This window comes from Cellulomonas sp. WB94, from assembly GCF_003115775.1.
GTDB lineage: Bacteria > Actinomycetota > Actinomycetes > Actinomycetales > Cellulomonadaceae > Cellulomonas_A.
On record NZ_QEES01000002.1, the window covers coordinates 2,676,889 to 2,697,381 of the forward strand.

Below are 20,493 nucleotides of genomic sequence, written 5' to 3' on the forward strand. Positions count from 1 at the left end.
CGTGGGCGGCCACGCGCTTCGGGGGAGGGCGCCGAGCGCTCAGGTGGCGGGCACGGCATGCGGGCCGGTTGCGAGCATGACCTGCTCGGGCCGGTGGTCCCAGCGCATGCGAGCCACCTCGTCGAACGACGCGACCGACGCGATCACGGTCGTCCCGGTGGCGGAGATCGCCTCGAGCCGGGACCACACGGTCTGGCGCCGGACGGAGTCGTGCACCTGGTCGACGTCGTCCACCACGAGCAGGTCGGGGTGCTGCGCCATCGCGAGCGTGAGGCGCAGGAGCATCGCGTCGACCTCGTCGAGGTCCCACACGAGGCTGTCGACGCGCGGCAGCGGCCGCTCGCCGAAGACGGGCTGGGCGAGGGCGGCGAAGGTGCGCTGGTCGACGCGGGCGACCCGGCGGTACCAGGGCGACAACCAGGCGAGGCGTTCGCGGACGGTGGCGGCCACGGTGACGGACTCGTCGAGGTCGTCGACGCCCGCGAAACCTGCGACGGCCGCGCGGGCCTGGACGGCACGACGGCGACGCGGCAGCGACTCCCCGAGCACCGTGAGCACGGACCCGCGGTCGGGCACCATGCGGCCGGCGAGGGTCAGCAGGAGGCTCGACCGGCCACCGCCCTGCGGTCCCTGCACGACGACGAGAGAGCCCGCAGCGACCTCGAGGTCGACGGGACCGTAGACGGCACCGCGGCGCGTGTGCAGCGTGAGCTCGCGAGCGGTGACTGCGGACTGCGGGGCCGGGGGCCCTTGCGGCTCGTCCGTCGTCTCGAGGTGCGGGGTAGGGGTGACGTGCGACACGAGTCCTCCGATAGTCGCTGAACTGACCGGTCAGTACAAAGACTACGACCCGTCGACCCGTGAGCCCAACCGCGGGCGTGTTCCGTCGATCACACGCGGTCCCGGTGCCGCGGCGTGGCCCTCGGAACGCAGCGGCTCGGCGCGTGAAAGAATCCGCGCATGGCGATGAGAGAGATCCGTACGGTCGGCGACCCGGTCCTGCGGACACCGTGCGACCCGATCACGTCCATCGACGACCGTGTGCGCTCGCTCGTCGCCGACCTGATCGAGACGGTCGACCACGACGGGCGTGCCGGTCTCGCCGCGAACCAGATCGGCGTCGGGCTCCGCGCGTTCTCGTGGAACATCGACGACGAGGTCGGCTACGTGCTCAACCCGAAGATCGTCGAGCTGTCCGACGACTTCCAGGACGGCGACGAGGGCTGCCTGTCCGTGCCGGGTCTGTGGTACCCCACGCGCCGCGCCTGGTACGCGCGCGTCGTCGGCGAGGACCTCGACGGCCGTGAGGTCGTCGTCGAGGGCACCGAGCTCATGGCCCGTTGCCTGCAGCACGAGGTCGACCACCTCGACGGCCACCTGTACCTCGACCGGCTCGAGCGCTCGGTCCGCAAGAAGGCCATGCGGGCCATCCGCGAGCAGCTCTGAGGCCCTGATCAGCGCGCCGCGCGCGTCGGCACTGGCGCTCACGGTGCGATGTCGGGCATGCTGTCCCCAGCACGCCGCGACACCGTGTGATCTTCCTGTCGTCGGGCTGAGGTCGTTGGGGAAGACGAACCTCGAACCGTCAAGGAGGGCGACATGGCTGGTGCAATCACCCGCGGTGTACTTTTCGTGCACTCAGCGCCACGTGCGCTGTGCCCCCACCTCGAGTGGGCGGCAGGCAACGTGCTGGGCGCACGCGTGTCCTTGGACTGGACACCGCAGCCGGCGTCCCCCGGCATGTACCGCGCCGAGTACTCGTGGCAGGGCGCCCAGGGGACCGGAGCACGGCTCGCGTCGTCGCTGCGCGGCTGGACCCACCTGCGCTACGAGGTGACCGAAGAGGCCAGCCACGGGACGGACGGCTCGCGTTGGAGCCACACCCCTGAGCTCGGCATCTTCCACGCCCAGACCGACGTCCACGGCAACATCGTCGTGCCCGAGGACCGCATCCGAGCGGCTCTCGAGCACGCGGCCGACCCGGCGCGGCTGCGGACCGAGCTCGACCTGGCCCTCGGCCAGGCCTGGGACGACGAGCTCGAGTCGTTCCGGTACGCGGGCGCAGGCGCACCGGTCCGCTGGCTGCACCGCGTCGGCTGACCCTGATCGGCGCGCCCTGGTCCGCTCGCCCTGTCCGCTCGCCCTGGTCGGGCTGACTGGCCCAGTCCGGCCGGCCCCTGACCTGCAGGGGTCGGCCGACCCGACAGGTCAGACGCTGGCGACGATCAGGGCCACGTTGTGGCCCCCGAACCCGAACGAGTTGTTGATCGCAGCGATCGGTCCGGTGCGCATCGCGCGGGGAGTGTCCCGCACGAGGTCCAGCTCGAGCTCCGGGTCGGGGTCCGTCACGTTGATCGTGGGCGGCGCCGTGCGGTCGGCGAGCGCGAGGACCGTGAAGATCGTCTCGAGGGCACCCGCACCCCCGAGCAGGTGACCGGTCATCGACTTGGTGGCGGACAGTGCGACCTGGTCGGCGGCCGCCCCGAGCACCTCACGCACCGCGCGCGCCTCGATCAGGTCGCCGACGACCGTCGAGGTCGCGTGCGCGTTGACGTGGACGATGTCGGAGGCCGTCAGCCGGGCGTCGGTCAGGGCCGAGCGCATCGCCGCCACCTGACCGCGGCCCTCGGGCTCGGGGGAGGTGATGTGGTAGCCGTCGGAGCTCAGCCCGACGCCGGCCAGCCGGGCGTACACGTGGGCGCCGCGTGCGGCGGCGTGCTCGGCGGACTCGAGAACCACGATCCCGGCCCCCTCGCCGAGCACGAACCCGTCGCGGTGCAGGTCGTACGGCCGCGACGCGGTCGCGGGGTCGTCGTTGCGTGTCGACAGGGTGCGGGACGCCGCGAACGCCGCGAGGGGCATCGGGTGGATGGCTGCCTCGGTGCCGCCCGCCACGACGACGTCAGCGCGCCCGGAGCGGATCATCTCGACGCCGTACCCGATCGCCTCGGCGCCCGAGGCGCAGGCGGACACGAGCGCGTGGGCGCCGGCGCGGGCGCCGATCTCGAGCTCGACGTAGGCGGCGGGGGAGTTCGGCATGAGCATCGGGACGGTCATCGGCAGGACGCGCCGGCCGCCCTTCTCACGCAGCGTGTCCCAGGCGTCGAGGGTCGTCCAGATGCCGCCGATGCCGGACGAGACGACGGCGCCGAGGCGCGTGGGGTCGACCTCGGGGCTCCCGGCGTCGGCCCAGGCCTCGCGCGTCGCGATGATCGCGTACTGCGCCGAGGGGTCCATGCGCTTGATCTCAGGTCGCGGCAGCACCTCTTCGGGCTTGACCTTGATCTGGGCCGCGAAGCTGACCGCGATCTCGTAGCGCTCGGCCCAGTCGTTGTCGAGGGAGCGTGCGCCGGACTCGCCGGCGAGCGCCGCGCGCCAGGTGCTCGCGACGTCACCGCCGAGCGGTGTGGTGGCTCCCAGGCCGGTGACGACGACGTCGATGACGGGGCTCATGGTCTGCTCCAGTTCGGCGAGGACGAGATGCGTCCGGGTCCCGGCCCGGCGGGTGCCGGAGCGGTTCCGTCCAGGGACCGGGTCCCGGACGCTGTCGTGCGGTGGTGCTGTGCTGTCAGGCCTGCGCCTTGGCGATGAACGAGACGGCGTCGCCGACGGTGACGAGGTTCTTGACCTCGTCGTCGGGGATCCGCACGTCGAACTTCTCCTCGGCCAGGGTCACGATCGTCATCATCGACAGGGAATCGATGTCGAGGTCGTCGGTGAAGGACTTCTCGGGCAGGACAGAGTCGGTCGGCAGCCCCGTCTCCTCGCTGACGATCTCGGCCAGTCCGGCCAGGATCTCCTGCTCGCTGTTCGCCATCGGTGTCTCCTTGGTGTGGGTGGTGCTGGGTCGATGAACCGTACTGCTCGTGGTCGCCGGACGCTGTGGGCGTCCGGCGCCGGGTGGGGACCCGGTCAGGGCAGGACGACGACTTGGGCCGCGTACACGAGGCCTGCGCCGAAGCCGATCTGCAGCGCGAGGTCGCCCGACTGGACGGCGCCCTCCAGGAGCAGGCGGTGGGTCGCGAGCGGGACGGACGCGGACGACGTGTTGCCGGTGTCGGCGATGTCGCGGCCGATGACGACGGACGCCGGCAGGTGGAGCTGCTTGGCCATCTGGTCGATGATGCGCATGTTGGCCTGGTGCGGGACGAAGGCCTGGATCTGGTCGGCTGTGACACCCGCCGCGTCGAGGGCCTGCTGGGCGATCTTGGGCATCTCGAACGCTGCCCACTTGAACACCGACTGGCCGTCCTGACGGAGGGTCGGCCAACCGAGCTCGGGGTTGTCGCGCAGCTCCATCCAGCTGTGCGTCTGGCCGACGGCCTTGGCGCGCGACCCGTCGGAGCCCCAGATGGTCGGGCCGATGCCCGCGAACTCCGACGGCCCGACGACAGCCGCGCCGGCACCGTCACCGAGCAGGAACGAGATCGAGCGGTCGGTCGGGTCGATGAACTCGCTCATCTTCTCGGCACCGACCACCAGGACGTGCCGTGCAGCGCCCGAACGGACCAGGGCGTCGGCCTGGCCGATGCCGTAGCAGTAGCCGGCGCACGCGGCGGAGATGTCGTACGCGGCCGCGGGCGTCGCCCCGAGGCGGTCCGCGAGAACCGCGGCACCCGCGGGGGTCTGCTCGAAGTACGTGACGGTCGACAGGATGACCGCGTCGATGTCGGCTCCCGTCAGGCCGGCCGCGGCGATCGCCTGCCGGGCGGCGGCCTCGGAGAGGTCGAGGACGTCGACGTCGTGGCTGGCTCGGCGCCGGGTGACGATGCCGGTGCGCTGCTGGATCCACTCGTCGGACGAGTTGATCGGGCCGGCGATGTCGTCGTTGGTCACGACGTTCTCGCCTCGGGCGGCGCCGATCCCCAGGATGCGGGAGTGCGCGGGGCCGGTGGCCTGGGTGAGGTTCGGTCGGGTCACAGGGCGGTCTCCTGGCTGCGCGGGGTCCCATGGCGGGCGATCAGGTCTCGGGCGGCGTCGACGTCCGACGGGGACTTCACCGCGACCGTCTCCACCCCGGGCAGGCTACGCCGGGCCAGCCCGGCGAGCACACCGCCTGGCGCGAGCTCGAGCATCCCCGTGACGCCGAGGGCGGCGAACGCCTCCTGGCACAGGTCCCACCGGACCGGGGCGACGATCTGCTGGGCGAGACGGCTCAGCACGTCGATGCCGGAGCCGCGCCCGGTGCGGCCGCCGGAGTACGCCGCGCCGTCCGCATTCGAGAGCAGCGGCAGGCGAGGGCTGCGAGGACGCTGAGCGGCGGCGACGGGAGCGAACGCGTCGAGGGCCGACTGCATGAAGGGGGTGTGGAACGCCCCGGCCACCTGCAGCGGGATGACGCGTGCCCGCGCGGGCGGGTTCGCCGCGAGCCGCTCGAGGCCCGGGAGGTCGCCCGCCGCGACGACCTGGCCGCCACCGTTGACGTTCGCGGGCACCAGGCCCGCCGCCTCGATCGCCGCAAGGACCTCCTGGGCGTCGCCGCCGACGACGGCACACATGCCCGTCGCCACGGCCGCTGCCGCCGTGGCCATGGCCGCCGCGCGTGCCGTGACGAGCGCGACGGCCTCGTCGTCGGGCAGGACCCCCGCGACGGCGACAGCGGTGAACTCGCCGACGGAGTGCCCGGCGGTCACGGCCGCGACGTCGGCCGGCGCGCTCTCGCCGAGGATGACCCGGAGGGCGATCAGCGAGGTCGACACGATCAGCGGCTGCGCGACAGCCGTGTCGCGGATGGTGTCGGCATCGGAGGTCGTCCCGTGCCGGGCGAGGTCGACGCCCGCGGCGGTCGAGAAGCCGGAGAGCCTCTCACCCACCCCTGGGAGCTCGAGCCAGGGTGCGAGCATGCCGGGTGACTGGGAGCCCTGACCGGGGCAGACGATGGCGAGCACGCGTCCACTGTGCCAGGCCGATGCCCCGGGGCCGAAGCGGGCTCGCACGAACCTTCTCCGAGCCTGTTGTCGCTAACCGACAAGAACCGGCGGCCTCAGGCGTCCTCGCCGAGACGCCCGATCGCGAGCGCCGTCTGCAGGACGTACGCCTCACGCGGGTCCAGGGGGTCCCATCCGGTGACGTCGGCGACGCGGCGCAGGCGGTACCGGACGGTGTTGGGGTGCACGTAGAGGATGCGCGCGGCGGCCTCGAGCGAACGGCCCGCGCCCAGGTAGGCGGTCAGGGTCTCGAGCAGCGACCCGGTGCTCGCGGCGAGCGGAACGTACGCCTGGGCGACGAGGGCGCGTCGAGCCGTCACGTCACCGACCAGCACGCGCTCGGGCAGCAGGTCGTCGGCCTGGACCGGCCGCGGCGCCTCGGCCCACGCCGGCGCGGCAACCAGTCCGGCGAGTGCGGCGCGTGCGGACCGGGCCGCATCGGCCAGGTGCCCGGCGGGCGGGCCGATGACCACGGGGCCGGGGCCGAACCGGGGGAGCAGCGAGAGGGCACCCGCCTGCAGGTCGCCGTCGCCGCCGAGGAACACCACGAGCCGGTCACCCAGGATCCCGACCAGCGCGTCGTCGGCCGCCCGCTGCGTCGCCCGGCGCAGGTCCGCTGCCCGCACGTCGTCGAGGGGGGCCGACGTCGTGCCGACCATGACCAGCGTCGAGCCACGTCCGCTCCACCCCAGCGCAGCCACGCGCGAGCGCACCGAGTCGTCGACCTCTCCTCGCACGAGGGCGTCGACGACGATGGCCTCGAGGCGCGCGTCCCACGCGCCCCGGACCTCGGCGTCCCGTGCGTACACCTCGGCGGCAGAGAAGGCGACCTCCCGCGAGTACCTCAGGACCGCCTCCCGCAGGTCGCGCTCGCCGCCCGGCGCAGCGAGCTGGTCGCTGTGGGTCTCGACGACGTCGACGACGACGCGCACGAGCTGCAGGGTGTGCTGCAGCGAGATCGACCGGGTCAGCTCGGGCGGCGCGGCCGCGAAGATCTCGCCGACGCCGTGGGGCGGTGTCGACGGGTCCGAGAACCAGCTGACGAACGCGTTGATGCCCGCCTGCGCGACGAGCCCGACCCACGAGCGGTCCTCGGCCGGCAGCGCGCGGTACCACGCGAGGTCCTCGTCGAGGCGGCGCATCGCGGCGGCCGCGAGCAGCCCGTTGCCGTCGCGCACCCGCCGCAGCGTCTCGGTCCCGGTCCGTGATCCTGCGGCACCGACCGACCGTGGGCGCGACGGTTCGCCAGGTCCGACGGGATCGACGGCGGGCGCGCGCTGGTCTGCCGCGCGGGCGGCGTGCTCTCGGTCCGTGGCCATGGCGCGAGCATACGGTGAGGCTTGTAGGAGGTCGACAAATGTGGACGTCGCCGCGCACGATCTTCACGCGCTGTGACACCGTGGGACAGGTGGCGGGGCGCCGCAAAGGCTATGGTCGCGTCATGGCCCTTCTGCCCCGACTTCGCCAGCTGATGCGGCGACCGCCGTCTGCATCGAAGGTCGGCGCGCGTCGTCCCTCCACCGCGCCGAGGCGCGGTGACACGCTTCACGAGGACGCTCTGCGATCGGTCCTGAGCGACGACCCCAACAACGAGCGGGCCTTCTCGGCGCTCGCGGAGATCGTCCGTCGACGCGCTGCCGGGACCGGCCCCGACGACGACCCGTTGACCGCCACGCTGGAGGACCCGGAGAAGCAGCGTGCCGCTGACCTGGCCGTCTGGGCCCTGGGTGAAGAGCTCGCCGGCAACCCCCGGGCGTGGTACCCCCTCATCGAGGTCGCCCGCTTGTCCGTGCATGACGACCGTGAGGGCATGCTGCGTCGGCTGACGACAGCCGCCGAGCGCGACCCGTCGGGCAAGGCGCTCGTCGTGGGCCTCCAGCTGCTCCGCGAGGTCGGCCTGCCCGTCGAGGCGCTCTCCCTCGGCGTCGGGCACTGGCGTCCGCGGGAGCACGACCCCGAGAACGCCCGTCAGCTCGTCCTGGCCGCGATCGAGGCAGGCCGCACGTTCGACGCCAAGCTGCACCTCGCGGCGCTCGACCTGTACCCGAACCAGAAGGCGGTCGGACCGCTGCGGGCCGAGCTCAGCCAGCTGATCGCCGCGGCAGACGCGAAACCCGTCGCACCGTAGCGACGCACCGCCCCGCGCCACCCCCTCGACGAGGATGGCGCGGAGCGGTCAGACGATCAGGACTCGCCGCCCGCGTTGCCGGACGTCCCGGCCGTCACGTCGTGCAACCGGTACCGCTCGATGGCCTGAGCCGTCGAGCCGGCTGCGACCTGACCTGCCCGCTCGAGCTCCTGCAGGACCCGGACGGCGGTCGACGGACCGTCGATCTTGAAGTGCCGGCGCACCGCGGGACGGGTGTCCGAGAAGCCGAAGCCGTCAGCACCGAGCGTCGCGAACCTGCCCGGGATCCACGCGCGCACCTGGTCGGGCACGAGGTGGTCGAAGTCCGTCGTCGCGACGAACGGACCCTCGGCGCCCGCGAGCTTGCGCGTGAGATAGGCCTCGCGCTGCTCCTCGCCCGGGTGGAGGAACGCCTGGTCGTCGGACTTCAGGCCGTCGCGGCGCAGCTCGTTCCAGCTCGTGACCGACCAGACCGCGGCCCGGACGCCCCAGTCGTCGGCGAGGAGCTGCTGGGCCTCGAGCGCCCATCCGACCGCTACCCCCGAGGCGAGGATCTGGGCACGCGGCCCGTCACCCTGCGCCGGCGCGAGCAGGTAGATGCCCTTGAGGATGCCCTCGACGTCGACCTCCGCCGGCTCGGCGGGCTGCAGGATCGGCTCGTTGTACACCGTGAGGTAGTAGATGACGTCGCGGTCCTGGCCGTGGTCGGGCCCGTACATCCGCTCGATCCCCGCGCGCACGATGTGCCGGATCTCGTAGCCGTACGCCGGGTCGTAGTGCACGACGTGCGGCATCGTGCCGGCGAGCAGCGGCGAGTGCCCGTCGGCGTGCTGCAGGCCCTCGCCGGTCAGTGTCGTGCGACCGGCCGTGGCCCCGACGAGGAAGCCGCGGGTCATCTGGTCGCCCGCCGCCCAGAACTGGTCGCCCGTGCGCTGGAAGCCGAACATCGAGTAGTAGAAGTAGAACGGCAGCAGCGGCTGGCCGTGCGTCGCGTACGACGTGCCCACGGCCTGGAACGCGGCCGCGGAACCGGCCTCGTTGATCCCGGTGTGCATGATCTGCCCGGCCTCGGACTCCCGGTAGGAGAGCATGAGGTCGTTGTCGACCGGCACGTAGTGCTGACCCTGGGTGTTGAAGATCTTGGCGCTCGGGAAGATCGCGTCGAGCCCGAAGGTCCGTGCCTCGTCGGGGATGATCGGGACGACCCGGTTGCCGAAGCTCTTGTCCTTGACGAGGTCCTTGAACAGGCGCACGAGCGCCATGGTCGTCGCGACCTCCTGGTGCCCCGAGCCCTTGGCGAGCTGGTCGTAGACCTTCTCGTCGGGCAGCGTGACCTCGACGTGCGTCGAGCGCCGCTCGGGCAGGTACCCGCCCAGCGCCTTGCGGCGGTCCTTCATGTACTGGATCGCGGGGTCGTCCTCGCCCGGGTGGTAGTACGGCGGGAGGTAGGGGTCCGCGTCGAGCTGCTCGTCCGTGAAGGGGATGTGCAGCGTGTCCCGCAGCGTCTTGAGGTCGGCGCCCTTGAGCTTCTTCATCTGGTGTGTCGCGTTGCGACCCGCGAAGCCCGATCCGAGGCCGTAGCCCTTGATCGTGTGGGCCAGGATGACGGTCGGCTGACCGGTGTGCGCCGATGCCGCGGCGTAGGCGGCATAGAGCTTGCGGTAGTCGTGGCCGCCCCGCTTGAGCGCCCAGATCTCGTCGTCCGTCATGTTCGCGACGAGCGCCTTGGTGCGCGGGTCACGCCCGAAGAAGTGCTCGCGGACGTACGCGCCGTCGTTCGCCTTGAACGTCTGGTAGTCGCCGTCGGGCGTGTTGTTCATGAGGTTGACCAGCGCGCGGTCCTTGTCCGCGTTCAGCAGGACGTCCCACTCGCGGCCCCAGATGACCTTGATGACGTTCCAGCCGGCGCCACGGAACTGCGCCTCGAGCTCCTGGATGATCTTGCCGTTGCCGCGCACCGGGCCGTCGAGGCGCTGGAGGTTGCAGTTGACGACGAACGTCAGGTTGTCGAGGCCCTGCTGCGCCGCGAGCTGCAGCATGCCGCGGCTCTCGGGCTCGTCCATCTCGCCGTCGCCGAGGAACGCCCAGACGTTCTGCTGGCTCGTGTCCTTGATGCCGCGCAGGTGCAGGTAGCGGTTCGTCCAGGCCTGGTAGATCGCCGACGCCGGGCCGAGGCCCATCGACACCGTCGGGAACTCCCAGAACGCGGGGGCGAGGCGCGGGTGCGGGTACGACGGCAGGCCGCCGCCCGGGTGTGACATCTCCTGGCGGAAGCCGTCGATCTGGTGGGCCGACAGGCGACCCTCGAGGAACGCGCGGGCGTACATGCCCGGCGACGCGTGGCCCTGGAAGAAGATCTGGTCGCCGCCGCCGGGGTGGTCCTTGCCGCGGAAGAAGTGGTTGAGGCCGACCTCGTAGAGCGTCGACACCGACGCGTACGACGAGATGTGACCGCCGACGCCGATCCCGGGGCGCTGCGCCCGCGTGACCATGACCGCCGAGTTCCAGCGGATCCAGGAGCGGTACCGGCGTTCGATGACCTCGTCGCCGGGGAAGTACGGCTCCTCGTGCACGCCGATCGTGTTCACGTACGGCGTGTTGATCGACGTCGGGACCGTCACGTTGCGCTCCCGCGCCCGCTTCAGCAGGTTCAGCAGCACGTAGCGGGCCCGCGGGCCGCCCTTGTCGTCGATGAGGCCGTCCAAGGAGTCGAGCCACTCGCCAGTCTCGGCGGGGTCGATGTCCGGGACCTGGCTGAGAAGACCGTTGATGAGTGGTCCTCTGTCGTCCGTCGAAGCCACGTGCGCTCCTTCGTCTCTCGTGCACCCACCGGTCGGTCGACCTGGGGGGGCGGCTCGGCCCGAGCCGTGCGGCGCTGCACAGGTGCGCGCGCCATCGGGAGCGGGTAGTCGAACCATTCTCTGCCCCTGTGTCGTCGGAAGTCACACCGAGAGGGCCGTGGGCCGACGTGACGTCGGCGACACGCGCGGGCGAACCACGCCACGCCGAGCCCGTGAGGGTCTTGCCTCGGTGCGACCCGGTGCGGTGGGCTACGGTTTGCGGACACCGACAGATCGCCCGTCCGGGGTGGTCGCGACGGAAGGGAACAGGTCAGCACGTGGCAAGCACCACGGGCGACGCAGCCTCGCAGGCTGTGGTTCGCCTCGGATTCATCTCGGGTCAGGTGGTTCAGGAGTTCGGGTACGACGACGACGTCGACAGCGAGCTGCGTGCCGCCGTCGAGTCGACGACCGGGCACGAGCTCGTCGACGAGGACTACGACGATGTCACCGACGGCGTGATGATCTGGTGGCGAGAGGATGACGGCGACCTCACCGACGCCCTCGTCGACGCCAAGACCGTCCTCGACGACGGTGGCGTGATCTGGGTCCTCACACCGAAGGCAGGTCGCGGCGGTCACATCGACCACGCCGAGATCGAGGAGGCCGCCACGACGGCCGGCCTGCACGCGACGAGCACGTTCTCGATCGCACCGGACTGGTCGGCGACGCGGCTCGGGAACCGCGGTCGCGGCAAGTGACGGTGTCGCCCGTCGGCGAGCAGGTCGTCCCGGAGCTCGGGAAGCCGGCTCCGGACTTCGCCTCGATCGACACGCACGGCACCCCCGTGCGGCTCTCGGAGCTGCGCGGGACGCCCGTCGTCGTCGTGTTCGTGCCGTTCGCCTTCTCGGGGACCTGCACGGGCGAGCTGTGCGCGCTCCGGGACAACATCGAGCTGTTCGATGACTCCGGCGTGCGCCTGCTCGTGGTCTCGTGCGACGCGACCTACTCGTTGCGTGCCTGGCAGGAGCAGGAGGCGTACGGCTTCGACATGCTCTCCGACTTCTGGCCGCACGGCGAGATCGCGCGGACCTACGGCGTGTTCGACGAGGATCGCGGCGTGGCGATCCGCGGCAGCTTCCTCATCGACTCGGGCGGGGTGCTGCGCTGGGCGCTCGTCAACCCCCGCACGCAGGCCCGCGACCTCGAGGCGTACCGGACGGCGCTCGCCCTGCTCTGACGTACCTGCGCGCCGGTAGTCTGGTTCACCGTCGCAGGGGCCTGTAGCTCAGTTGGTCAGAGCGCCGCGCTTACACCGCGGAGGTCGCCGGTTCGAGCCCGGCCGGGCCCACCCCTCACGGCACCCACCGACCGTCCTGCGAAAGGCCAGCTCGTGCGCGCCACCCTCATCCATGGCCCCTTCGACGTCCGCCTCGAGACGGTCCCTGACCCCCGCATCGTCCTGCCGACGGACGCCGTGGTGCGCGTCGTGGCGGCGTGCGTGTGCGGCTCCGACCTGTGGCCGTACCGCGGGGTGCGGCCCACCGCGGCCCCGCACCGGATCGGTCACGAGTTCGTCGGGGTCGTCGAGGAGGTCGGTGCGGGCGTCCGGTCGCTGCGCCCCGGCCAGTTCGTGGTCGCACCGTTCACCATCAGCGACAACACCTGCGTGCACTGCCGCAACGGGGTCCACACGTCGTGCTCGCAGCTCGGCTGGTGGGGCGAGCCGGACCACGACGGCATCCCCTCCGACGCCGGTCAGGGCGAGTACGTGCGCGTGCCGCTCGCGGACGGCACGCTCGTCGCGACCCCGGACCACCCGGATGCGGCCCTGCTGCCGAGCGTCCTGACCCTGAGCGACGTCATGGGCACCGGCCACCACGCCGCGCTCGCGGGCGGCGTCCGGCCGGGTTCGACGGTCGTCGTCGTCGGTGACGGCGCAGTCGGGCTGTGCGCGGTGCTCGCGGCACGCCGCCTGGGCGCCGAGCGGATCATCGCGATGTCGAGGCACGCGACCCGCCAGGACCTCGCGGTGCGGTTCGGCGCGACCGACGTCGTCGCCGAGCGCGGCGCGGAGGGGGTGGCGCGGGTCATGGACCTGCTCGACGGGGTCGGCGCGGACGCCGCGCTCGAGTGCGTCGGCACGAAGGAGTCGATGCAGCAGGCGCTCAACTCGGCGCGTCCCGGCGGCCGGGTCGGGTACGTCGGCGTCCCGGCCGGCGGGCCGGAGCTGCCCGTCCAGCAGATGTTCTCGTCGAACGTCGGGGTCCTCGGTGGCGTCGCGCCGGTGCGTGCGTACATCGCCGAGCTCATGGGCGACGTGTGGTCGGGCGCGATCGAGCCGGGGCTCGTCTTCGACCTCGTCGTCCCGCTCGACGACGTGTCCGAGGCGTACAAGGCGATGGACGAGCGGCGCGCGATCAAGTCGATGCTCCTGCCGTAGACCGACGGTAGCGTTCAGGCCGTGACGGACCACCGGACAGCAGCGCCCACGCTCGCCCAGGTCGTCGGCGTGCTCGACCGGCTCTACCCACCCGGCACAGCCGAGTCGTGGGACGCCGTGGGGCTCGTCGCGGGCGACCCGGCGCAGCCCGTACGTCGCGTGCTCCTCGCGGTCGACCCGGTCGACGCCGTCGTCGACGAGGCCGTCGCGTGGGGGGCGGACCTCGTCGTGACCCACCACCCGTTGCTGCTGCGGGGCGTCCATTCGGTCGCGGCGACCACCTTCAAGGGTGCCCTGCTGCACCGACTCATCCGGTCGGGGATCGGGTTGTACGCCGCCCACACCAACGCCGACGCCGCGCCCCACGGTGTTGCGGAGGCGCTCGCGGCCATGGTCGGCCTCGTCGACCTGGAGCCGCTCGAGCCGATCGCGGCCGAGGCCCTCGACAAGCACGTCGTGTTCGTGCCGGTCGCGGACGCGGGCCGCGTGGTCGACGCGCTGGCGCTCGCGGGGGCGGGGGCGATCGGCGCGTACACGCGCTGCGCCTGGACCACGACGGGCGAGGGCACCTTCACGCCGTCGGCGGACGCCCGGCCCGCCGTGGGTCGATCCGGCGAGATCGCTACGGTCGTCGAGGCCCGGGTCGAGATGGTCGCCCCTCGGCGGCTGCGCTCCGCCGTCGTGGCGGCGATGCGTGCCGCGCACCCCTATGAGGAGCCGGCGTTCGACGTGCTCGAGCTCGCACGTTGGGACGGCCCGACGGGGATCGGGCGCGTCGGCCGGCTCGCGGAGCCCACGACGCTGCGCGGGTTCGCCGAGCGGGTCGCCGCCGCGCTGCCCGCGACCGTCCAGGGTGTGCGTTTCGCGGGTGACCCGGACGCCCGGGTCGTGCGGGTCGCGGTCGTCGGTGGGTCGGGCGACTCGCTGTTCGACGAGGTCCGGGCGGCGCGCGCGGACGCGTACCTCACGGCCGACCTGCGCCATCACCCGGCGTCCGAGCTGCGCGAGCGTGCCGAGTTCGACGCGGCGCCCGGTCAGCCGAGTCCGCCCTACCTCGTGGACGTCGCGCACTTCGCCTCCGAGTGGCCCTGGTTGAGCCTCGCGGCCGCCGATCTCGCGACGGCCCTCGCGGCCGACGGCACTACGGTGGAGACCCGGATCAGCACGCAGCGCACCGATCCGTGGACCGCGCGGGTGCCGAGCCCTCAGATGCAGTCGGAAGGAAACCCCCTGTGACCACAGCACCCCCCGAGGCCCAGCGCCGGCTCCTGGAGGTCCAGGCCCTCGACACGCGCCTCGACCAGATCGCGCACCGCCGCGCGAACGTCCCCGCGCTCGCGCGACTCATCGAGCTCGACAGCCAGCTCGCCGACCTCGAGACGGCCCTCGTGACGTCCAGGACCGCCGCGAACGACCTCCGCCGGGCCGTCGCGAAGGCCGAGAGCGACGTCGAGCAGGTCCGCACCCGCGCGACGCGCGACCAGACCCGGCTCGACTCGGGCAGCGGCACCCCGAAGGACCTGCAGGCGCTGCAGAGCGAGCTCGCCTCGCTCGGCCGGCGACAGGCGGAGCTCGAGGAGGTCGAGCTCGAGGTGATGGAGCGGCTCGAGGCCCACGAGTCCGTGCTGAACGAGCTGACGACAGCGCACGACGCCCTGGTCGCGCAGCGCGACGAGGTCGTGGCCGAGCGCGATGCGGCGTTCGCTGAGCTCGACGCCGACGCCGACCTCGTGAGCGCGCAGCGCGCCGAGAAGGCAGCGCCGCTCGACGAGAAGCTGCTGGCCCTCTACGAGAAGATGCGCGGTCGCCTCGGCGGTGTCGCGGTCGCCGCCCTGCGGCACGGTCGCTCCGAGGGCAGCGGACTCATGGTCCCGGGCACCGAGCTCGCGCGCATCAAGGCGCTGCCGCCCGAGGAGATCGTCTTCTGCGAGGACTCCGGACGGATCCTCGTGCGCGGTGAGGACGCCTTCTGATGGCGGACGCCGGGGTCTCCCCGGCAGCGGGCGGCGCCCCTCGGCGCGCCGCCCGGCCGTCGGGCGCCGGGGTGCGGTTCGACGCGGCGGAGCCCGTCACCGTCGTCCTGGTGCGGCACGGGTCCACCACGATGACGCTGTCCCGCGGGTACTCCGGGTCGTCCGTGCCCGGACCGCCGCTCAACGACGAGGGTCGCGTGCAGGCGGCGGCCGCCGCGGTGCTCGTCGACCGGGTCGGACGCGACCTGTGGGGTGACATCCCCTACCCGAGCGAGCTCGTCGCCTCGCCGATGGTCCGCACGCAGCAGACGGCCGCTGTCGTCGGCGCGAAGCTCGGTCTCGAGGTCCGGACGGTGCCGGAGTTCAAGGAGGCCGACTTCGGGGCGTGGGAGGGGCTGACCGCCGAGGAGATCGAGGAGCGCTGGCCCGGCACCCTGCGGCCGTGGCACCTCGAGGCGACCGTGCGTCCGCCGGGCGGGGAGTCGATCACCGACGTGGGCGTCCGCATCCGCGGTGCGCTCGGCGCACTGCTCGCCGGGGGAGTGGACCGCACCGTCGTGGTCGTCAGCCATGCGGTCTCGATCCGGGCCGCGCTCGGGATCGCGATGGGCGCGCAGCCGTCGTCGTGGAGCCAGCTGCGGGTCGCTCCCGCGTCCCTGAGCATCGTGCGGCTGTTCGAGGACGGCCGCAGCGAGGTCGCCGTCGCCGGAGCGCCGAGCGAGGGCTGGGCCGCGCGCGCCTGAGGCGTCTCGCCCGTGGCTCAGTGCACGACGAGCGTGAGCACGCGCGCACCGCGGCCCACCGGACCGAGCTCGACCGCGACCCACTTCTCGCCGATCAGCTCGCTCGCGGCCGCCGCAAGACCGTCCGCGTCGACGGGGGAGCTCCGCCGGCGCGCGAGCAGGTGCCGGGTGAGCACCCCACGGGCGTGCTTCGCGTTGTGCGAGACGACCGACCGGACCCCGGCGAGCTCGCGCACGACGCGGACCTGGACCCACGTGGCGCCGCGTGGTGGACGCCACGCCGAGAGGTACGTGGCCGAACGGCAGTCGACGACGAGGTCGCCGTCGGACCGGGTGTCGAGGACGGCAGCCAGCTCGTCGCGCCAGGCCGCCGCGAGCGGTCCGATGCCGGGCAGGTCGGTCGCCATCGACAGCCGGTAGGCGGGGATGCGATCGCCCGGCGTGGTGACGCCCCACAGGCCCGAGAAGATCCGCACCGACTCCTCTGCTCGCGCGCGAGCCACCGGCGTGAGCCCTGACAGGCCGGCGGCAGCGAACAGGACGCCCGAGTAGACCCGGTCGGCGCGGGCCGTCGGGGCGCTCCGCAGCCCCGAATTGCGGGCGACCTCCGCAGCGATGCTCGCACCCACACCGAGGATCGTCACCGCATCGGGCCGTGCGCTGACGTCGATCAGCGCGTCGAGCACCTTCTCCCGCATCGGGCCGAGCCCGGGCGACGAGAGGTCTGCGACGTCGAGCGACGCGCCGGCGAGGGGAGCTGTCTTGCCCTCGGAGGGCGGCAGGAGCACGAGCACCCGACGACTCTAGGCCGCGGTCGGACGCCACCCGTCCGGACAGCTAGGCTGGGCGCGCGGATGAGCTGGCCAGACGGCCGCGTCGAGCCCTCGGGCTCGCCGAGGAACGTCCGGGCTCCACAGGGCAGGGTGGTGGGTAACACCCACCCGGGGTGACCCGCGGGACAGTGCCACAGAGAGAAGACCGCCTCGCCCGCCCTTCGGGGTGAGCGGGGTAAGGGTGAAACGGTGGTGTAAGAGACCACCAGCGTGCCGGGCGACCGGTGCGGCTAGGTAAACCCCACCCGGAGCAAGGCCAGACAGGGAGCGTTCGAGGGCTGCTCGCCCGAGCTCCCGGGTAGGCCGCTGGAGGCGTGCGGCAACGTACGTCGTAGATGGATGGCCGTCACCCGCGCGGGGGCAACCGCGCGCGGGCACAGAACCCGGCGTATCGGCCAGCTCATCCGCACATGAGCCGCTGACCTGCGAGGACGCTACATCTGACCATCCCCGGTCCGCGGGGAGTCCGCAGCAGGTGCAGGCGCGAGGACAGAGTCGACCGCCTCACGAGTGCGGTCGTCGGAGTCCGGCCACAGGTGGCTGTACGTGTCGAGGGTCTCGACCGCCGAGGAGTGTCCGAGCCGCTCGTCGACCCCAGGGAGAATGCTGTGTCCGGCCAAGCCTGGCAAGCAGCCTGCTCGCACTGGGCGCCGGCCGCCACGAGCTGCGCTCCGGGGCCGTCAGCCCAGAATTCAACTTTGCGGAGCTCTGCGTCCCGTGAGTGCTGCCTCCACAGTCGATAGTCGCGCTGAACCGATCGGCCGGCCACGTCGACGGCGAATCGGTGGGCCTTCGAAACCAGATCAGCCCGCGCCATGGGCCCGATCTGAGACCTGAGCGGACGCTACCTGGCCACGGGCCATCCAGGTGTTGCGATCACTTGGCTGTGTCGAGTCCACCAAGGACCGCCTGCTGGATGGCGACGGCGGCCGCTCCTCGCGCCCAGAGGATCGGGTCGTCGGCGATGACGCGGACGTCGACCTTCGAGGCTTCGGGGTTGCGGTTCTCGCGGATGCTGTCCTGGAGGCGTTCCCAGCCGACGTCCGCGAGCCGGATGCCTTCACCCGTCAGGAGGACGAGTTCCGGCAGCGCGATGTTGGCGACCGCGGCGATCAGGACGCCGAAGGCGCGAGCTGCGTTGCCGACGATCCGGTCGGCCACCGGGTCGCCGGACACGGCGAGGTCGAGCACGTCGTCGTAGCTGGTCGGGCGGCGGAGGGCAAGAGAGGCCTGGGTCTGGATCGAGGGCAGCGAGAGAAGAGCGTGCGCGCAACCGCGGTGGCCCTCGGGGCATGGCGGACCGAGGGGGTCCAGCGGGAAGTGGCCGAGGAGCCCGAGTCCCGCATCGACGCCGACGACGAGGCTGTCGTTGATGACGAGACCGCCGCCGACGCCGGCGCCGATCGTGAGGGTGGCGAAGTTGCGCACGTCGCGGCCGGCGCCGAACCAGTGCTCGGCTTCCATGAGGGCGTCGAGGTCGTTCGAGATCACCGTGGGCAGCTGGGTCCGGTCCTGGACCATCTCGGCGAAGTTGATGTTGCGCCACGAGAGGAAGGGTGCGCGTGAGACGTGCGTGTAGCCGGTCACGGCGCCCCCGAGCCCGATGCCGATGGCCGTGATCTCGTCGGTGTACGTGCCGAGCTCTGCCACCAGCCGCGTGATGACGTCCGCGACGTCGGCGGGCTCAGGGCTGGACAGGTCGACCCGACGAGTCTCGATGACGTCGGCCCGCAGATTGGTGAGCACGCCGTAGACGCTGCTGCCGGTGAGCTTGATGCCGACGAAGTGCTGCAGCTCGGGATCGATGTCGAGGGGTCGCATCGGCCTGCCGTTGGCTCGAGCGGTCGTGTCCGTCTCGGGGGCGTCTCGCAGCAGTCCCGACTCGACCAGCGGCCGCGTGAGTCGGGTCAGGCTGGTGGTGGACAGGTTGAGTCGGTGAGCAAGCTCGATGCGGGCGAGGGGCCCGTGCAGCAGGACCTCGAGCGCGACCCGCCGCTCTGAGTCGGACAGGGGGCTCCAGGCAGCACTGTTGCTGGGCACCAGGTCTCCTCCTTGAGGGTGAGCAGTCGCGCGATCGAGGTCTCATAGTACCGCAACAGGAATAAGCGAGTGGACTCTGAACCGCCGAATCTGACCAAGTGGTGCATGTTCGCGGCACTTGACGTCTCAAGGTGCCGCATGGGTTAATACCTACATGACGATAACTCGGGTCGAACCCGAGGAGGCGTCTGGTCGCTGGAGCTGGAGGGGTCACCTCCGGCTGGAGCGTCCACAGACAGCCACGACGTGCGCGAAGAGGTCCCAGCGAGTCGTGGTGCACGCGGCACCTGTACACCGAACAATGCGGTTCGAGCGAGAGGCAGTGACGTGATTTCGAGAAGCAAGGTGGCGTGGGCCGCACTAGCGGCCGGCATGCTCGCCCTGACGGGATGCTCCGGCGGCGCGGGCGCCGCGACCGCCTCACCGGCAGGGTCCGGCAGTGCGGCTCCCCTCTCAGGGACGGTGACGTTCTGGCACGCGTACAGCGCGGACTCGCCCGAGGTGAAGACGCTAGAGACGACGATCATCCCGGCGTTCGAGAAGAAGAACCCCGGTGTGACGGTCAAGGACGTCGCTGTCCCGTACGACCAGCTGCATCAGAAGCTCGTCACCGCGGTCGCGGGCGATGTGCTGCCGGACCTCGTCCGGGCCGACATCGGGTGGGTCCCGGAGCTCGCGAACCTCGGCGTGCTCGTTCCGCTGGACACCTCAATGCCGGACTTCGCGACGCTCTCCGCCCAGTCCTACCCGGGCAGCCTGGCCACCAACAAGTGGAAGGGGCACTACTACGGTCTGCCCCTGGACACCAACACGCGGGTGCTGCTCTACAACGCCGACGTGCTGAAGCAGGCCGGCATCGCCGAGCCGCCCGCGACAGTGGCCGATCTGGTGGCCGCCGCCCCGAAGCTCAAGGGCGTCGGTGCGAGCGCCTTCGCCGACAACGGTGCCGGCGGATGGAACGTCCTGCCGTGGATCTGGAGCGCGGGTGGTCAGATCACGGACCCTGACGTCACGAAGGCGACGGGTTACCTGAACAGCGCCGCATCGATCGCCGGGGTGCAGACCCTGGTCGACCTGTACAAGGGTGGCTACCTGCCCGACATCATCCTCGGCGGCGAGGGCGGGATCTCGACCAGCGACGGCCTGGCGACAGGCAAGTACGCAACGATCCTCGACGGGCCGTGGATGTACCCGATCTTCGCGAGCCAGTACCCCGACTTCAAGCTGAACGCCGCTCCGGTGCCTCAGGGCGACGGCGGGAGCATCAGCGTCGTGGGCGGTGAGGACATCGTCCTGACCACGAGCTCGAAGAACCAGGCTGCCGCGACCGAGTTCATGCGGTACATGGTGTCCGAGGAAGCGCAGCTCGAGATGGCCAAGGTGGGCCAGATGCCCGTGCTGGCGAACCTGGGCGACAAGCTGACCAGCGTCAACGCCTACTACGCACCGTTCGTCACGCAGCTGGCGACGGCGCGACCGCGTCCGGTCACCCCCGCGTGGAGCGAGATGGACGCGATGCTCCAGGACGAGGTGCGGTCGGCCATCAAGGGCGACAAGTCCGTGAAGAGTGCTCTGGACGAGGCGGCCTCGAAGGCTGACGCACTGCTGGCGAACGTCCAGAAGTAA

General features: G+C 71.8%; 19 protein-coding genes, 1 tRNA gene and 1 other RNA gene. 12 read left to right on the forward strand and 9 right to left on the reverse strand.

The window, feature by feature from the left end; all coding sequences use genetic code 11:
* Window positions 1-39 precede the first annotated feature (39 nt).
* Window positions 40-801 carry an ATP-binding cassette domain-containing protein gene (locus DDP54_RS13445; RefSeq protein WP_109132161.1) on the reverse strand — a complete coding sequence of 254 codons (762 nt, stop codon included), beginning with the start codon at window positions 799-801 and terminating at the stop codon, window positions 40-42.
* A gap of 159 nt (window positions 802-960) precedes the next feature.
* Between DDP54_RS13445 and def the strand changes: the two genes are divergently transcribed.
* A complete protein-coding gene (gene def, locus DDP54_RS13450) occupies window positions 961-1,446 on the forward strand; it encodes a peptide deformylase (protein ID WP_109132162.1) in 486 nt (161 codons plus the stop codon).
* A 153-nt stretch (window positions 1,447-1,599) separates the two neighbouring features.
* Window positions 1,600-2,100: a DUF3145 domain-containing protein gene (locus DDP54_RS13455; protein WP_109132163.1), complete on the forward strand. Its 501-nt coding sequence runs from the start codon at window positions 1,600-1,602 to the stop codon at window positions 2,098-2,100.
* 108 nt (window positions 2,101-2,208) lie between these two features.
* Here the strand turns inward: DDP54_RS13455 and fabF are convergent, their stop codons facing one another.
* From fabF to DDP54_RS13480, 5 genes are all read right to left on the reverse strand, one after another.
* Entirely contained in the window at window positions 2,209-3,453 is a 1,245-nt protein-coding gene (gene fabF, locus DDP54_RS13460; protein ID WP_109132164.1) for a beta-ketoacyl-ACP synthase II, read from the reverse strand.
* Between the two features lie 115 nt (window positions 3,454-3,568).
* Window positions 3,569-3,817, reverse strand: coding sequence for an acyl carrier protein (locus DDP54_RS13465; protein WP_109132165.1), 249 nt, complete (start codon window positions 3,815-3,817; stop codon window positions 3,569-3,571).
* 95 nt (window positions 3,818-3,912) lie between these two features.
* Complete coding sequence (locus DDP54_RS13470) at window positions 3,913-4,920, reverse strand: beta-ketoacyl-ACP synthase III (protein ID WP_109132166.1); 1,008 nt, start codon at window positions 4,918-4,920, stop codon at window positions 3,913-3,915.
* Complete coding sequence (locus DDP54_RS13475) at window positions 4,917-5,888, reverse strand: ACP S-malonyltransferase (protein WP_109132167.1); 972 nt, start codon at window positions 5,886-5,888, stop codon at window positions 4,917-4,919. Before DDP54_RS13475 ends, DDP54_RS13470 begins: the two co-directional genes overlap by 4 nt.
* A gap of 95 nt (window positions 5,889-5,983) precedes the next feature.
* The gene (locus DDP54_RS13480; RefSeq protein WP_109132168.1) at window positions 5,984-7,246 is read right to left on the reverse strand and encodes a helix-turn-helix domain-containing protein; all 1,263 of its coding nucleotides are present in this window, start codon (window positions 7,244-7,246) and stop codon (window positions 5,984-5,986) included.
* A gap of 122 nt (window positions 7,247-7,368) precedes the next feature.
* On the opposite strand from DDP54_RS13480, the gene DDP54_RS13485 reads away from it, so the two are divergent.
* Complete coding sequence (locus DDP54_RS13485) at window positions 7,369-8,055, forward strand: hypothetical protein (protein ID WP_109132169.1); 687 nt, start codon at window positions 7,369-7,371, stop codon at window positions 8,053-8,055.
* 56 nt (window positions 8,056-8,111) lie between these two features.
* On the opposite strand, the gene aceE is transcribed toward DDP54_RS13485, so the two are convergent.
* Window positions 8,112-10,856: a pyruvate dehydrogenase (acetyl-transferring), homodimeric type gene (gene aceE / locus DDP54_RS13490; RefSeq protein WP_109132170.1), complete on the reverse strand. Its 2,745-nt coding sequence runs from the start codon at window positions 10,854-10,856 to the stop codon at window positions 8,112-8,114.
* Between the two features lie 317 nt (window positions 10,857-11,173).
* On the opposite strand from aceE, the gene DDP54_RS13495 reads away from it, so the two are divergent.
* From DDP54_RS13495 to DDP54_RS13525, 7 genes are all read left to right on the forward strand, one after another.
* Entirely contained in the window at window positions 11,174-11,596 is a 423-nt protein-coding gene (locus tag DDP54_RS13495) for a DUF3052 domain-containing protein (RefSeq protein WP_109132171.1), read from the forward strand.
* Entirely contained in the window at window positions 11,593-12,075 is a 483-nt protein-coding gene (locus DDP54_RS13500) for a peroxiredoxin (protein WP_242448406.1), read from the forward strand. The genes DDP54_RS13495 and DDP54_RS13500 overlap by 4 nt, the downstream gene beginning before the upstream one ends.
* Before the next feature lie 37 nt (window positions 12,076-12,112).
* Window positions 12,113-12,186 (forward strand) — tRNA-Val (locus DDP54_RS13505).
* 42 nt (window positions 12,187-12,228) lie between these two features.
* Entirely contained in the window at window positions 12,229-13,278 is a 1,050-nt protein-coding gene (locus DDP54_RS13510) for a zinc-dependent alcohol dehydrogenase family protein (protein WP_109132172.1), read from the forward strand.
* Between the two features lie 21 nt (window positions 13,279-13,299).
* Window positions 13,300-14,514 carry a Nif3-like dinuclear metal center hexameric protein gene (locus tag DDP54_RS13515; protein WP_109132173.1) on the forward strand — a complete coding sequence of 405 codons (1,215 nt, stop codon included), beginning with the start codon at window positions 13,300-13,302 and terminating at the stop codon, window positions 14,512-14,514.
* Complete coding sequence (locus DDP54_RS13520; protein WP_109132174.1) at window positions 14,511-15,251, forward strand: hypothetical protein; 741 nt, start codon at window positions 14,511-14,513, stop codon at window positions 15,249-15,251. The genes DDP54_RS13515 and DDP54_RS13520 overlap by 4 nt, the downstream gene beginning before the upstream one ends.
* A complete protein-coding gene (locus DDP54_RS13525; protein ID WP_109132175.1) occupies window positions 15,251-15,994 on the forward strand; it encodes a histidine phosphatase family protein in 744 nt (247 codons plus the stop codon). The genes DDP54_RS13520 and DDP54_RS13525 overlap by 1 nt, the downstream gene beginning before the upstream one ends.
* Window positions 15,995-16,011: 17 nt before the next feature.
* On the opposite strand, the gene DDP54_RS13530 is transcribed toward DDP54_RS13525, so the two are convergent.
* A complete protein-coding gene (locus tag DDP54_RS13530) occupies window positions 16,012-16,788 on the reverse strand; it encodes a peroxide stress protein YaaA (protein ID WP_109132176.1) in 777 nt (258 codons plus the stop codon).
* A gap of 61 nt (window positions 16,789-16,849) precedes the next feature.
* On the opposite strand from DDP54_RS13530, the gene rnpB reads away from it, so the two are divergent.
* Window positions 16,850-17,234, forward strand: an RNA gene (gene rnpB / locus DDP54_RS13535) — RNase P RNA component class A.
* Between the two features lie 469 nt (window positions 17,235-17,703).
* Here the strand turns inward: rnpB and DDP54_RS13545 are convergent.
* Window positions 17,704-18,867 carry an ROK family transcriptional regulator gene (locus tag DDP54_RS13545; RefSeq protein WP_197711399.1) on the reverse strand — a complete coding sequence of 388 codons (1,164 nt, stop codon included), beginning with the start codon at window positions 18,865-18,867 and terminating at the stop codon, window positions 17,704-17,706.
* Window positions 18,868-19,194: 327 nt separating this feature from the next.
* Here DDP54_RS13545 and DDP54_RS13550 point away from each other — a divergent pair, with 327 nt between their 5' ends.
* Entirely contained in the window at window positions 19,195-20,493 is a 1,299-nt protein-coding gene (locus DDP54_RS13550; RefSeq protein ID WP_146192435.1) for an extracellular solute-binding protein, read from the forward strand.

What these genes read in the sequence shown, in the direction of transcription:
- def (WP_109132162.1), top strand. Translation starts at nt 961, where the DNA reads ATGGCGATGAGAGAGATCCGTACGGTCGGCGACCCGGTCCTGCGGACA.
- DDP54_RS13455 (WP_109132163.1), top strand. Translation starts at nt 1,600, where the DNA reads ATGGCTGGTGCAATCACCCGCGGTGTACTTTTCGTGCACTCAGCGCCA.
- fabF (WP_109132164.1), bottom strand. Translation starts at nt 3,453, where the DNA reads ATGAGCCCCGTCATCGACGTCGTCGTCACCGGCCTGGGAGCCACCACA.
- DDP54_RS13465 (WP_109132165.1), bottom strand. Translation starts at nt 3,817, where the DNA reads ATGGCGAACAGCGAGCAGGAGATCCTGGCCGGACTGGCCGAGATCGTC.
- DDP54_RS13480 (WP_109132168.1), bottom strand. Translation starts at nt 7,246, where the DNA reads ATGGCCACGGACCGAGAGCACGCCGCCCGCGCGGCAGACCAGCGCGCG.
- DDP54_RS13485 (WP_109132169.1), top strand. Translation starts at nt 7,369, where the DNA reads ATGGCCCTTCTGCCCCGACTTCGCCAGCTGATGCGGCGACCGCCGTCT.
- DDP54_RS13525 (WP_109132175.1), top strand. Translation starts at nt 15,251, where the DNA reads ATGGCGGACGCCGGGGTCTCCCCGGCAGCGGGCGGCGCCCCTCGGCGC.